This is a genomic window from Vibrio sp. (genome assembly GCF_047973365.1).
Taxonomy (GTDB): Bacteria; Pseudomonadota; Gammaproteobacteria; order Enterobacterales; family Vibrionaceae; genus Vibrio.
On sequence record NZ_JBKEBW010000127.1, the window covers coordinates 1 to 14,194 of the forward strand.

Sequence of the window (14,194 nt, forward strand, 5' to 3'; positions counted from 1 at the left end):
GTCGAGAAAAGGAAACTGTTTAGATAATGCAGTGGCTGAAAACTTCTTCGCTTTACTCAAAACAGAGATGTATCACGGTCAAAGCTTCACTGATGCTGATGAACTGATTGCAAATATCGAAGAATATATAGAGTATTACAATACAAAACGGATTAAGGTGAAATTTAAAGGCCTGACTCCGATAGAATATCGAAATCAGGCCTTGCAAGCCGCTTAACAGAAATGTCCAACTTTATGGGGTCACTTCACTGTGCGTGGGAATGCATACCTGACTCACAAATAAACAGATTTGCTGCTTAATTTAACCCCGATATGAATTCCCACGGAGACCGTGGGAACTAGCGCTGAGTATCTCGCTTGTTACCATGCTGTGGGAACGAGAAGTTAGTATGCTTATTGGGGATAAACAACCAAACGCTTGGGAGCAACCTTTCCGTCATTGTCTATTTCCGCGACACCCAGGAACAAACTTTCTTCGCCGCCGGTCATACGAACAATGCCGTCAAGCGGAGCACCGAATACCTGCACCGGCTGACCATGCTGAACCATATCAACCAGTTCAGGAATCAGATTGACCTCTGGTAAGTCTTGTACTGCGGTATCCATTGGTAACAGCAATGCATCAAGCACATCGTACGGTGAACGCTCTTCACGGTGAGCTTGTTCTACCAGCTCATTAAGCTGATCAATGGTCACCATGTTTTGATACGGGTATTTCGCTACGCCAGTGCGGCGCAACATAGTCACGTGTGCACCACAGCCAAGCATTTCGCCTAGATCATCGACGATAGTACGGATGTAAGTGCCTTTTGAGCAGTGCACTTCCATCTCAACTTCATCGCGTTCAAAACGATGCAACACGATGTCGTAAACAGTGATTTTGCGCGATTCGCGTGGTACTTCGATACTTTGACGAGCATATTCGTACAATGGACGACCTTGGTATTTCAATGCGGAAAACATTGATGGTATTTGGTCGGTTTCACCGCGGAATTTTTCGATACAACTGATCAGCGTATCATGGTCGACATTCACCTCACGCGTTTCAACCACTTCACCGTCTGAATCTGAGGTATCAGTGCGCTCACCCAGTTTTGCAATCACGCGATAGCGCTTATCGGAATCAAGCAGAAACTGTGAAAACTTGGTTGCTTCGCCTAAACAAATAGGCAGCATACCCGTCGCCAGAGGATCTAGTGCTCCGGTATGCCCTGCTTTTTCAGCAAAGAAAAGGCGTTTAACTTTTTGTAAGGTGTCATTAGATGAGATGCCGGTTGGTTTATCAATCAGCACCACACCATTAATCGGACGCCCTTTACGACGACGAGCCATTACTCTTCGTCCTCACGACCTGCTTCTTTTTGTCTTTGCTTGTCGCTATTGACGACTTCAGAAACCAGGTTCGACATACGCATACCTTCAACTAAGGTGCTGTCGTAGTGGAAACGAATTTCTGGCGTTAGACGTAGACGAATACGCTTACCAAGCATCATACGAATATGAGCTTCGTGTTCACGTAGCGCTTTTAAACAAGACTCTGGCGTTTGCTCACCGACACATAGGAAAGTGACGAATACTTTCGCATAGGCGAGGTCACGAGAGACTTCCACATCAGAAATGGTCACCATTCCTAAACGAGAGTCACGAACTTCGCGCTGAAGGATCATGGCGAGTTCTTTTTGTAATTGTTGAGACACACGTTGAGTGCGGCTAAATTCTTTTGGCATAATTTTCTCACTAATAGAAAGAATGGGGGAATGGTATTCCCACTCCCCCATGGCGTATTCAACAACCGAACATTGCCGTTAATACTACTTTATTGATGGACCTGTAAGCTGAAAACTTTCTCGTTCCCATGCTCTGCGTGGGAATGCATATCTAGCTCTGGTATGCATCCCCACGGAGGACCGTGGGGACGAGTAGTTTTGCTTTCATTACCTACGTAAATTCATCAAATTTTTGCTAATTAATCGATAGTACGTTGGATTTCGATAGTTTCGAATACTTCGATTTGGTCGCCTACGCGAACATCGTTGTAGTTCTTAACGCCGATACCACACTCGTAACCACTCTTAACTTCTTGCATGTCGTCTTTAAAGCGACGTAGCGACTCAAGTTCACCTTCGTAAATAACCACGTTATCACGTAGTACACGAATTGGGTTGTTACGTTTGATTGTACCTTCAGTAACCATACAACCTGCGATTGCGCCCAGTTTCGGTGACTTAAATACATCACGTACTTCAGCAAGACCAATGATCTCTTGCTTGAATTCTGGAGCAAGCATACCGCTCATTGCCGCTTTCACTTCGTCAATCAATTGGTAAATGATTGAGTAGTAACGTAGGTCAATGCTTTCGTTTTCAACCGCACGACGAGCCGAAGCATCGGCACGAACGTTAAAGCCAACAACGATAGCGTTTGATGCTGCTGCTAGTACTACGTCAGTTTCAGTAATACCACCCACACCAGAACCTACGATGTTCACTTTCACTTCGTCAGTCGATAGTTTCATCAATGAATCAGCGATTGCTTCAACAGAACCTTGTACGTCAGCTTTCAGTACGATGTTCAGCTCAGCGACATCACCAGCCGTCATGTTAGAGAACATGTTCTCTAGTTTAGATTTTTGCTGACGAGCCAGTTTCACTTCACGGAACTTACCTTGACGGTAGTTTGCTACTTCACGAGCTTTACGTTCATCACGTACCACAGTCGCTTCGTCACCCGCTGCAGGTACACCTGAAAGACCTAAGATCTCGACAGGGATAGAAGGACCCGCTTCGCTGATTTCGTTACCTACTTCGTCACGCATCGCACGTACACGGCCATACTCTTGACCACAAAGCACGATATCGCCTTTGTTCAGAGTACCAGACTGTACAAGTACGGTTGCGATTGGACCACGACCTTTATCCAGACGTGATTCGATAACCACACCAGAAGCCATGCCGTCTTTAACCGCAGTGAGTTCTAGAACTTCAGCTTGTAGCAAGATGGCTTCCAGTAGCTGTTCAATGTTAGTACCTTGTTTTGCAGAGATGTGAACGAACATGTTCTCACCGCCCCACTCTTCAGGAATAACATCGTACTGAGCCAGTTCGTTCTTCACGTTGTCTGGGTTCGCCGTGTCTTTATCGATCTTGTTCACTGCCACAATCAGAGGTACACCTGCCGCTTTCGCGTGTTGGATAGCTTCGATTGTTTGTGGCATTACGCCATCGTCCGCGGCAACAACCAGCACAACGATATCCGTCGCTTGAGCACCACGAGCACGCATAGAGGTAAACGCTGCGTGTCCCGGAGTATCAAGGAAGGTAATCATACCGTTTGGTGTTTCAACGTGGTATGCACCAATGTGCTGGGTAATACCACCCGCTTCACCAGAAGCAACGTGTGTACGACGAATGTAGTCAAGTGTTGATGTCTTACCGTGGTCAACGTGACCCATAATGGTAACAACTGGCGCACGTTCCACTTTTTCAAACTCGTTGTCACGGTCTTGCATTACCGCTTCTTCAAGTTCGTTTTCTTTACGCAGAATAACTTTGTGACCCATTTCTTCAGCAACCAATTGTGCTGTTTCTTGGTCGATCACTTGGTTAATCGTCGCCATTGCACCCATCTTCATCATCACTTTGATGACTTCTGTGCCTTTCACTGACATTTTGCTTGCCAGTTCAGAAACGACGATGGTTTCGCCGATGACAACGTCTGATTTCGCAACCACTGCGCTCTTATCAAAGCCGTGTTGCATTGAAGATGGCTTAGCAATCTTGCCCGCTTTACGACCTTTGCCGCCACGACGAGTATCGCGTTCTTGCTTATCGTCACGGTTAGACATTTTTGTCTTTTTAGTCTTGCTTGAAGCACCACGGCGACGACCACCTTCTTCACGACGGTCTGCTTCATCTTCTGCCGCACGAGCATAACTCGAAGTGGTCACATGGTAATCTGTATTATCGTCCATACTACCCTTTTTCTCTTCTTCAGCAGACCAACGCTCATTATTCTGTTCAGCCAATTCACGAGCTTTCTCAAGCTGACGAAGGCTCTCTTCTTCAGCCTTACGCTTAGCTTCTTCTTCCTGACGACGCTTCAGTGCTTCGGCTTCTTTTCGCGCTGCTTCTTGCTTCGTTTTATCTTCAGCAGAACGTTCACGTTGCGCCCCACCCTGTGCATCACGCTTAGCTTCTTCAGCTTCACGTTTTGCTTTTTCATCTGCTTCGCGTTTTGCTTTCTCTTCTGCTTCACGTTTTGCTTGAGCTTGCGCTTCCGCTTCACGTTTTGCAGCTTCTTCAGCTTCACGTTTCGCTAATTCTTCTGCTTCACGCAAAGCCGCTTCTTCTGCTTCGCGTTTTGCTTCATCTTCAATTGCACTGCGCTTAACATACGTTCGTTTTTTGCGCACTTCAACTTGAACATCCTTACTTTTACCGCCACCTGCACTTACGCTTAGTGTGCTGCGGGTTTTACGCTGGAGCGTTAAACGAGTTGGTTCAGATCCTGAACCCTCTCCATGTTCCTTACGTAAGTGATTCAGAAGTTGACTTTTTTCATCTTCTGATACGCTGTCTGAACTCGTTTTTTTCATACCAGCATCAGCAAGTTGTTCTAATAAGCGGTCAACTGGAGTACCAATTTCTTCACTCAGTGCTTTAACTGTAAGTTGTGTCATGCCGCTTTCTCCCTTGCTGAAATTATGCGTCTTCGCCGAACCAACAAATGTTACGAGCTGCCATAATGAGCTCGCCAGCATGTTCTTCGGTTAGGCCGTCAATACCTTCAAGATCGTCAATACCTTGATCTGCTAAATCTTCGAGTGTTACCACACCTTTAGCAGCAAGCTTAAATGCCATATCACGCTCAAGACCTGCTAGAGCAAGTAGATCTTCAGCTGGCTCAAGGCCTTCAAACGATTCTTCTTGTGCCAATGCGATTGTTGTTAATGCATTTTTTGCACGGTTACGTAGCTCTTCGACGAGATCTTCATCCAGACCATCGACTTCAAGTAGTTCGTTGACTGGAACGTACGCAACTTCTTCTAATGTTGAGAAACCTTCTTCAACCAATAGCTCAGCAAAGTCTTGCTCGATATCAAGGTACTTCATGAAGTTCTCGATAGCGGCCATTGATTCTTCTTGGTGTTTCTTGTTGAGATCAGCAACCGCCATTACGTTCAGTTCCCAACCAGATAGTTGCGACGCCAGACGTACGTTTTGACCGTTACGACCGATAGCTTGCGCCAGGTTGTCGGCTTCAACAGCGATATCCATTGAATGCGCATCTTCATCAACGATGATAGAGGCAACATCCGCTGGCGCCATGGCATTGATCACGAATTGAGCTGGGTTATCGTCCCAAAGCACGATATCAATACGCTCACCACCAAGTTCGCTAGATACAGCTTGTACACGTGCACCACGCATACCCACACACGCACCCACTGGGTCAATACGGCGATCATTGGTTTTCACTGCGATTTTGGCACGAGAACCAGGATCACGAGCCGCACCTTTCAGTTCGATCATCTCTTCGCCAATTTCTGGCACTTCTACGCGGAACAGTTCAGCCAACATTTCAGGCTTAGAACGAGTCACGAATAGTTGAAAACCACGCGCTTCAGGAGCCACTTTGTATAGCAGACCACGAACACGGTCGCCTGGACGGAAATTCTCACGTGGAAGTTGGTCTTCACGTAAAATTACCGCTTCAGCGTTGTTGCCTAGATCGAGGATAACCGTTTCACGGTTCACTTTTTTAACCACACCGGTAACTAGCTCACCTTCGTTATCAATGAACTGTTCAACGATTTGTGCGCGCTCTGCTTCACGTACTTTTTGTACGATAACTTGCTTCGCCGTTTGCGTTGTGATGCGGTCGAACGTGACGGATTCGATCTCTTCTTCGTAGTAATCGCCTAACTTTACTGAATCATCATCATAAGATGCAGCTTCCAGAGACATCTCTTTTGTTGGGCTTTCTACTTCGTCTACCACTAACCAGCGACGGAAAGTTTCAAACTCACCAGTTTTGCGGTCGATAGCAACACGAACATCTACGTCAATTTCGTATTTTTTCTTCGTTGATGTTGCTAGCGCAATTTCAAGCGCTTCAAAAATACGCTCACGAGGTACTGCTTTTTCGTTCGAAACAGCCTCTACAACCGCTAAAATTTCTTTACTCATTGTTATAGCCTCTTAAGCTCTTTTCTCTAGGAGAACTAAAATTTAGGGATCAGGTTAGCTTTTGAAATATTGCTAATAGCAAAATGTTCTTCTTGTCCGTCGACAGTAACAGCAACAGTTTCACCATCAACTGAGTGAATGACGCCTTTCCATTTACGACGGTTTGCTACAGCCATTTTCAATACGATGCTGACCTCGTGACCGATGAACTGATCATAATGTGCAGCTTTAAAGAGTGGTCTTTCCAAACCTGGCGAAGACACTTCTAAGTTGTAAGCCACAGTGATCGGATCTTCAACATCCAATACAGCACTCACTTGGTGACTCACTTCTGCACAATCATCAACGTTAATGCCGTTTTCATGATCAATGTAGATACGTAGTGTTGAGTGTTGTCCTGCTCGAACAAACTCTAGTCCAACTAACTCATAACCGGAAGCAGCCACTGGCGCTTCAAGCATCTCTGTTAGTTGTCTTTCTAAACCAGTCATTTAAACCACTCCAGAAACAAAAAAAGGGCATAGAGCCCAATTTAAATTCCAAGCAAAGTATCTGAACTCCTTATAAAGAAATTCAAATAACAAAAAACCCCGAAAGTCGGGGTTTTTGCTGCTGGACCCTGATAAATTGAGAATTTCTTCTCAACTGCAGTGAGGTTAAACACTGCCAAACTTGCATCAACTATTTCCATAATAGAAAAAGATTCTAATAATAGAAGATAATTGGTTGCGGGAGCTGGATTTGAACCAACGACCTTCGGGTTATGAGCCCGACGAGCTACCAAGCTGCTCCATCCCGCGTCCGACTTGCGAGCAATTATACGCTCAACAAGGTGTTTTACAAGTTTGTAAACATGGTGCCGAGAGAGGGACTCGAACCCTCACACCGAAGCGCTAGCACCTCATGCTAGTGTGTCTACCAATTTCACCATCTCGGCATAACCTGTCTTACTTTGCAGTAAGATTATTGAGGAATTTCGTCGCCTGTTGAGGCTGGAGTTTCACTCAATGTACCTTCAGTCGTTTGCTCAATCACTTGACCTTTAGTAGGGTCAACCCATTGTGATTCAGCTTTGTGAGTAGACATGTTGCCTAACACAAGACTAAAGATGAAAAATACTGTTGCAAAAATTGCAGTCATTCGGGTTAGGAAATTTCCTGAGCCGCTCGCGCCAAACACTGTGTTTGAAGCACCAGCACCGAATGAGGCTCCCATATCTGCGCCTTTACCTTGCTGGATCAACACTAGGCCAATGATACCAACCGCTGCCAACAGGTAAATCACAAGTAGAACTGTAAACATCGCTTCCACCTATGTTCCAAATTGTTGAGCCAGCGCCATTCTAATCATCTGTGATTGTTTCAATCATTGACGAGAACAAGGCTAGCGACCTCCTCAACGAAGGCGGAGGCAATACTATAGGATGAGAGTATGACTGACAAGGGATATTTATTAAAAATATTTAGTTTGCTGCTTAAACGTTCAAAAAAGGGGCAAAGTGGTAATTAACTCTATTCATCGTCCCAGAAAACGAACATGCACAACAATCGTCATTCCGGAAAATACGCAGTATTTATCCAGAATGACGATATTGAGTTTATAAAAACAAGACTTAACAGTTCGCTTTCACTGCTTGTGCAATTTTTAAAGCTGAGGATTTAACAAGATCTGCATCTTCACCTTCTACCATGACACGAAGCAGCGGCTCAGTGCCGGACTTACGCAGTAACACACGCCCTTTGCTGCCAAGTTGTGCTTCAACTTGTTTAACACTCGCAATCACAGCTTCTGCTTCAAGTGGATTAGAATCGCCACTAAAACGCACATTTTCCAGTACTTGAGGATAAAGCGTCATACCTTTAGAAAGTTCACCAAGCGACATTTCACTACCGACGACGGAAGCTAATACTTGCAGAGCCGCAACAATCGCATCGCCAGTAGTCACTTTATCGAGCAAGATAATATGACCTGAGTTCTCCGCACCGATCGTCCAACCTTTAGCCAGCAATTGCTCCATAACATAACGGTCACCCACCGCTGCGCGCACAAATGGAATGCCCAGTTGTTTCAAGCCATTTTCCATGCCTAAGTTGGTCATTAGCGTGCCGACAACACCGCCTTTTAGTTCTCCGCGACGCAGCACATCGCGAGCGATGATGTAAGCAATTTGGTCGCCATCAACCTTATGACCATTCTCATCCACCATGATTAGGCGGTCACCGTCGCCATCAAACGCTAAACCTAGATGTGCTTTTTCTTCAATAACACGTTTTTGCAACGCTGCTACGTCTGTCGCGCCGACTTTGTCATTGATGTTGGTGCCATTGGGTTCAATACCCATAGCCACCACTTCTGCACCTAATTCTTTAAATACATTTGGCGCAATGTGGTAAGTTGCACCGTGTGCACAATCGACGACAATTTTCAGCCCCGCCAAACTCAATTTGTTAGGAAAAGTACTTTTACAGAATTCGATATAGCGCCCTGCGGCATCCACCAAGCGTGAAGCTTTACCTAATAATGCTGACTCCACACAAGTGATCTCTTTGTCCAGCTCAGCTTCAATAGCCAGCTCAACGTCATCAGGTAGCTTAGTGCCATTCGACGAGAAGAACTTGATACCGTTGTCGTAATATGGGTTGTGAGATGCAGAGATAACAATGCCCGCTTCTGCGCGGAAAGTTTGCGTTAAATACGCCACCGCCGGGGTTGGCATCGGCCCGGTTAATACTGCTTTTAAGCCCGCAGCAGCTAAACCCGCTTCAAGGGCTGACTCCAGCATGTAACCAGAAATACGTGTATCTTTGCCAATAATAACTTGCTTAGTACCTTGTTTCGCCAGTACTCGTCCTGCAGCCCAACCTAGCTTAAGCACAAAGTCAGGAGTGATTGGGTATTGACCCACCTTGCCACGAACACCGTCAGTACCAAAATAACGTCTTTCGTCAGACATAATATTTCCTTAGCCTATTCTTATAACTATTTGTAATTTTCTTTTTTAACTTATAAGCGAGTTTGTTGACAAAGTCCCTTTCCGTCATTCCTGCGCAAGCAGGAATCTACTTACCGCATGGGCTTTTATTAGATTCCAGATATTTCGTTCCGAAATTCTGAAATGACGATGTTGGGTTTGTCATCAGTCTGACTTATAAGATTTTTAACTTATAAATTGTTGTGCATTGTCTGCATGACTTTCATCGCTTCCAATGTTTCTTCAACATCATGGACGCGAATAATTTGCGCGCCTTTTAGCGCCGCGATGGTTGCGCATGTCACGCTGGCAACCATACATTCCGCGGGTTTCTTCTCAAGAAGTTTAAACACCATTGATTTGCGAGACATACCCGCCAATATCGGTAAGCCAAATCGATGAAGTTTTTCTAGATTGGCGAGTAAATGATAGTTGTGCTCAAGTGATTTACCAAAACCAAAACCGGGATCAAGAATGATATTGTCACGAGCAATACCTGCACGCTCACATTCAGCAAGCTTTTCAATAAGAAAGCTTTCTACTTCGAGCTGCACATTATCGTATTCAGGGTTGATTTGCATCGTTTTTGGCTGCCCTTTCATATGCATAATGCAAACTGGGACATTAGCCTTTGCTGCCACGTCAAGAGCGCCTGGCTCTTGCAGGGAACGGACATCGTTAATTAAATCAGCACCCGCTTCGATAGACTGACGCATCACTTCAGCTTTGCTGGTATCGACTGAAATCCAAACGTCTTGGTTAAACTCTCGAATCGCTTTGATAGCTGGAATCACTCGTCGCAACTCTTCTTCAACGGTAACATCGGGAGCACCGGGGCGGGTTGACTCTCCGCCAATATCAATAATACTGACTCCCGCATCTATCATCTGTTTCGCGCGAGCGATAACTTTCTCAATAGAGGTATAACTTCCACCATCGGAGAAAGAGTCGGGTGTGGTGTTGAGAATCCCCATCACATGCGGGCGATCGAGGATAAGTTGTTTGGTTGCTGTTTGTAGTTTCATTGGTATTTATATTCCGAATAAACATTTATTCGTCATCCCAGAAAATGCGCAGCATTTATCTTGTAATATCTGTCAGTTAAACAGAGTTCTCGTTCCCACGGTCCACCGTGGGAATGCATACCAAACCCAAAATAGGCAGTTAATCTGACTTTCTGTTAGTCAAATATGCATTCCCACGCAGAGCATGGGAACGAGGATTATCTTAGCTGATTGGCATTACAGCATTTATCTGGGATCTTATTAAGTTAAAGATAGATTCCAGATATTTTGTTGCAAAATTCTGGAATGACAGTTCTCTCTATCCCGCAAACAGAAAACCCCGAACAAGTCGGGGTTTTCGAGATAACGAAAGATTATTCAGAATCTTTATTATCTGTTGATTCAGCAGAAGTGCTTTCTTCCGCCTTCACTTCGGATTTAGCTTCTGCTTTTGCTGCTTCAGCCTTAGCCGCTTCCGCTTTTTTCTCATCTTGAGCTTTAGCTTGATCAGCCCAACCGGCTGGCTCGCGAATATCTGACTTGCGATCCATCAGATCATCGATTTGTCCTGCATCAATCGTTTCATACTTCATCAGTGCATCTTTCATGGAATGCATGATATCCATATTATCGTGAAGAATTTGGCGAGCACGTTCGTAGTTACGGTCAATAATAATGCGAATTTCATCATCAATGAGCTTAGCCGTATCATCAGACATATGCTTAGTTTGCGTTACGCTGCGACCAAGGAACACTTCGCCCTCTTCTTCAGCGTAAAGCATAGGGCCCAATTTCTCTGAGAAACCCCACTGAGTCACCATCTTACGAGCAATATCAGTCGCACGTTCGATATCGTTAGACGCACCGGTGGAGACTTTTTCAACACCGTAGATAATTTCTTCGGCTAAGCGACCACCGTACAGACTGGAAATCATCGATTCCAGATGCTGTTTCGACATACTGACACGGTCTTGTTCAGGTAGATACATGGTCACACCAAGAGCTCGTCCACGAGGGATAATCGACACTTTATAAACCGGATCGTGTTCAGGTACTAAGCGGCCAACAATGGCGTGCCCCGCTTCATGGTAAGCGGTGGATTCTTTGGTCTCTTCTGACATCACCATAGAACGGCGCTCTGCACCCATCATGATTTTGTCTTTAGCCAGTTCAAACTCAACCATTGAAACGTTGCGTTTATTGCCGCGAGCAGCGAATAGTGCCGCTTCGTTGACCAAGTTTGCCAGATCGGCACCAGAGAACCCCGGAGTACCACGCGCAATCAGTGATGGTTCAACATCACCCGCTAGCGGAACTTTACGCATGTGAACTTTAAGGATTTGCTCACGTCCGCGTACGTCTGGTAAACCAACAACCACCTGGCGGTCAAAACGGCCAGGACGAAGCAGTGCCGGGTCAAGTACGTCAGGACGGTTGGTTGCTGCGATAACAATGATACCTTCATTACCTTCGAAGCCATCCATCTCAACCAGCATTTGGTTTAGTGTTTGTTCACGTTCGTCGTGACCACCACCCACACCCGCGCCACGTTGGCGACCAACAGCGTCAATTTCATCGATAAAGATAATACAAGGTGCGGCTTTCTTTGCTTGTTCAAACATATCGCGCACACGAGATGCACCCACACCGACGAACATTTCAACGAAGTCAGAACCAGAGATAGTAAAGAACGGTACTTTCGCTTCGCCGGCAATCGCTTTTGCCAGCAAGGTTTTACCCGTACCCGGAGGACCAACCATCAACACACCGGTCGGAATTTTACCGCCCAGTTTTTGGAATCGGCTTGGATCACGTAGATAATCAACCAGTTCTTTTACATCTTCTTTCGCTTCATCACAGCCAGCAACATCACCGAATGTGGTTTTGATTTGCTCTTCGCTCATCATGCGAGCTTTGCTCTTACCAAAGGACATTGCGCCTTTGCCACCGCCGCCTTGCATCTGGCGCATGAAGAAAATCCACACACCAACAAGCAGAATCATTGGGAACCAAGAGATGAAAATGGTTCCTAGCAAACTTTGCTCTTCAGGAGCTGTGCCTTGAACCTTCACATTTTGATTGATCAAATCATCAAGCAACTTCTCGTCATACACAGGCATGTAAGTCATATAACGTGCACTGCTGCCTTTACGAGTAAAGCTGATTTCACTGTTATTGAATTGAGCTTCTTGAATCTGGCCTTGGCCAACTTCTTGTACAAACGTTGTGTAATCGATAGTACGACCGTTGTTGTCTCCCGGACCAAAGCTTTGGAATACAGACATCAATACAACGGCGATTACGAGCCACAGAATTAAATTTTTTGCCATGTCACTCAAGGTGTAAGCCTCTCGATAACTAGTTGTAATTAAAGGTAGGGTACTACAGTTTCTAGGCTGTAGCCATAGTGTTAACATTTCTCATTACAAGTAAAATAGTTAACCTTTGTAACCAGTGGCGACGATATAAACTTCGCGAGAACGCGCTCTTGAAGAATCTGGTTTACGAATTTTCACAACGTTAAACATGTCACGAACATCTTTAACATATTGGTCAAACCCTTCGCCTTGAAACACTTTGACCACAAAACTACCATTAGGCGCAAGAACTTGTCGACACATATCTAATGCTAATTCGACCAGATACATCGCCCTAGGTTGGTCTACAGAAAGATTCCCGGCCATATTCGGTGCCATATCTGACATTACGACATCCACCATGTCTGGCTGAATTCTTTCTAACAGTGCTTCCAATACCGCTTCTTCACGGAAATCTCCTTGAAGGAACGATACACCTGCAATGGAATCCATCGGCAAAATATCACAAGCAATCACTTGTCCACTGTCACCAACAATACCAACCGCGTATTGAGACCAGCCGCCAGGTGCTGCTCCCAAATCCACTACAGTCATTCCGGACTTCAATAATTTGTCTTTTTCTTGAATTTCTTCAATTTTAAAGATAGCACGTGAACGGTAACCTTTCTTTTTAGCTTCGTTCACATACTTATCATCGAAATGTTCTTTCAACCAGCGGCCAGAGCTCGCTGAGTGTTTTTGTTTACTCATTCTAATCCTAATCAAACAGCGCCTATACTCAAATGACTTGAAGTCGCAGCGAGAGTATATCTGAGAAAGTATGGTAGAAAATATAGTCTTCAAAGATAGATGGCGTTAAAATAGCTTTTTTCAACCCTGATAATAAAGAAATTTGGGCGCGTAATGAACCTAAGCAACAAACAAAAGCAGCACCTAAAAGGTCTAGCACACCATTTAAACCCAGTCGTGCTAATGGGCGCTAACGGGCTGACCGAAGCTGTTCTGGCAGAAATCGAAATTGCGCTTGACCACCACGAACTGATTAAAGTGAAAGTGGTATCTGAAGATCGCGAGACCAAACAACTGATTGTTGATGCGATCGTTCGTGAGACTAAAGCAGAAAAAGTACAAGTGATTGGTAAAGTACTGGTTCTGTATCGTCCTTCAGAGCAACGTAAGATTGAACTGCCTCGTAAGTAGTCACGAAAAAGTGTTACGTAAAATTACAGAACACTTTTAGATCCTCGCTTTCAATTGCTAACTTTCAAAGGAATGACCTTGATTGGTCATTTTCTCATTCCCACGGTTCCCTGAAGTGACCCCCAATAGTTGGACAACCAATTATTGGGGGTCTTTTATTTATGTCCAAATACAGTCGCGAGTTAAAGTTCAAAGTAGCTAAAAAGTATCTTGATGGCTCCACTCCTCGAGAGCTCGCTGAAAAATATTCTGTCCCAACAATACATGTTCGTTATTGGGCTCATGTTTTCACTATGCATGGTTCAAATTCATTTTTAATTGATGGCCATTCTCTTAGTGCGGAAGCTAAGCTGGAAGCGTTGCAATTATTGTGGACAAAGGGCTGGTCTGTCAGACACACTAGCGCGGTGTTAAACCTCTCTTTCCCTACGACGTTAACGAGTTGGCTCCGAAAATATGAAAAGCAAGGCATTATTGGGTTGGAGAAACATAAAAGAGCGATTATTCCAATGA

At 45.0% G+C, this 14,194-nt stretch carries 13 protein-coding genes and 2 tRNA genes; 3 read left to right on the forward strand and 12 right to left on the reverse strand.

Translation table 11 applies throughout. The features are described from left to right. Positions 1 to 217, forward strand: a 217-nt coding sequence (locus ACK5MF_RS15700; RefSeq protein ID WP_416919910.1) for an IS3 family transposase, incomplete at its 5' end; no start/stop codon positions are given. Between the two features lie 176 nt (positions 218 to 393). Here ACK5MF_RS15700 and truB read toward each other — a convergent pair. From truB to rlmE, 12 genes are all read right to left on the reverse strand, one after another. Then, complete coding sequence (gene truB, locus ACK5MF_RS15705; RefSeq protein WP_416923518.1) at positions 394 to 1,332, reverse strand: tRNA pseudouridine(55) synthase TruB; 939 nt, start codon at positions 1,330 to 1,332, stop codon at positions 394 to 396. Further along, on the reverse strand, positions 1,332 to 1,727 hold the full coding sequence (gene rbfA, locus ACK5MF_RS15710; RefSeq protein WP_416923519.1) for a 30S ribosome-binding factor RbfA: 396 nt from the start codon (positions 1,725 to 1,727) through the stop codon (positions 1,332 to 1,334). Before rbfA ends, truB begins: the two co-directional genes overlap by 1 nt. A gap of 239 nt (positions 1,728 to 1,966) precedes the next feature. After that, a complete protein-coding gene (gene infB, locus ACK5MF_RS15715; protein WP_416923520.1) occupies positions 1,967 to 4,678 on the reverse strand; it encodes a translation initiation factor IF-2 in 2,712 nt (903 codons plus the stop codon). A 22-nt stretch (positions 4,679 to 4,700) separates the two neighbouring features. After that, the gene (gene nusA / locus ACK5MF_RS15720) at positions 4,701 to 6,188 is read right to left on the reverse strand and encodes a transcription termination factor NusA (RefSeq protein ID WP_416923521.1); all 1,488 of its coding nucleotides are present in this window, start codon (positions 6,186 to 6,188) and stop codon (positions 4,701 to 4,703) included. Positions 6,189 to 6,223: 35 nt separating this feature from the next. After that, on the reverse strand, positions 6,224 to 6,679 hold the full coding sequence (gene rimP / locus ACK5MF_RS15725; RefSeq protein ID WP_416923522.1) for a ribosome maturation factor RimP: 456 nt from the start codon (positions 6,677 to 6,679) through the stop codon (positions 6,224 to 6,226). A 232-nt stretch (positions 6,680 to 6,911) separates the two neighbouring features. Then, positions 6,912 to 6,988: transfer RNA gene (locus ACK5MF_RS15730), tRNA-Met, on the reverse strand. 54 nt (positions 6,989 to 7,042) lie between these two features. Continuing rightward, a tRNA-Leu gene (locus tag ACK5MF_RS15735) sits at positions 7,043 to 7,125 on the reverse strand. Between the two features lie 26 nt (positions 7,126 to 7,151). Continuing rightward, positions 7,152 to 7,490 (reverse strand): preprotein translocase subunit SecG, encoded by a 339-nt coding sequence (gene secG, locus ACK5MF_RS15740; RefSeq protein WP_188234392.1) that lies wholly within the window; start codon positions 7,488 to 7,490, stop codon positions 7,152 to 7,154. A gap of 310 nt (positions 7,491 to 7,800) precedes the next feature. Next, complete coding sequence (glmM, locus tag ACK5MF_RS15745; protein WP_416923523.1) at positions 7,801 to 9,141, reverse strand: phosphoglucosamine mutase; 1,341 nt, start codon at positions 9,139 to 9,141, stop codon at positions 7,801 to 7,803. A 209-nt stretch (positions 9,142 to 9,350) separates the two neighbouring features. Beyond that, positions 9,351 to 10,184 carry a dihydropteroate synthase gene (gene folP / locus ACK5MF_RS15750; protein ID WP_416923524.1) on the reverse strand — a complete coding sequence of 278 codons (834 nt, stop codon included), beginning with the start codon at positions 10,182 to 10,184 and terminating at the stop codon, positions 9,351 to 9,353. 353 nt (positions 10,185 to 10,537) lie between these two features. Continuing rightward, positions 10,538 to 12,502 (reverse strand): ATP-dependent zinc metalloprotease FtsH, encoded by a 1,965-nt coding sequence (gene ftsH / locus ACK5MF_RS15755; RefSeq protein ID WP_416923525.1) that lies wholly within the window; start codon positions 12,500 to 12,502, stop codon positions 10,538 to 10,540. 99 nt (positions 12,503 to 12,601) lie between these two features. After that, positions 12,602 to 13,231 (reverse strand): 23S rRNA (uridine(2552)-2'-O)-methyltransferase RlmE, encoded by a 630-nt coding sequence (gene rlmE / locus ACK5MF_RS15760; RefSeq protein ID WP_416923526.1) that lies wholly within the window; start codon positions 13,229 to 13,231, stop codon positions 12,602 to 12,604. Positions 13,232 to 13,384: 153 nt separating this feature from the next. Between rlmE and yhbY the strand changes: the two genes are divergently transcribed. Together yhbY and ACK5MF_RS15770 are read left to right on the forward strand one after the other, a co-directional pair. Further along, positions 13,385 to 13,681, forward strand: coding sequence for a ribosome assembly RNA-binding protein YhbY (yhbY, locus tag ACK5MF_RS15765; protein ID WP_042484407.1), 297 nt, complete (start codon positions 13,385 to 13,387; stop codon positions 13,679 to 13,681). Positions 13,682 to 13,842: 161 nt separating this feature from the next. Further along, the coding region (locus ACK5MF_RS15770) for a helix-turn-helix domain-containing protein (protein ID WP_416923527.1) at positions 13,843 to 14,194 on the forward strand (352 nt) is incomplete at its 3' end.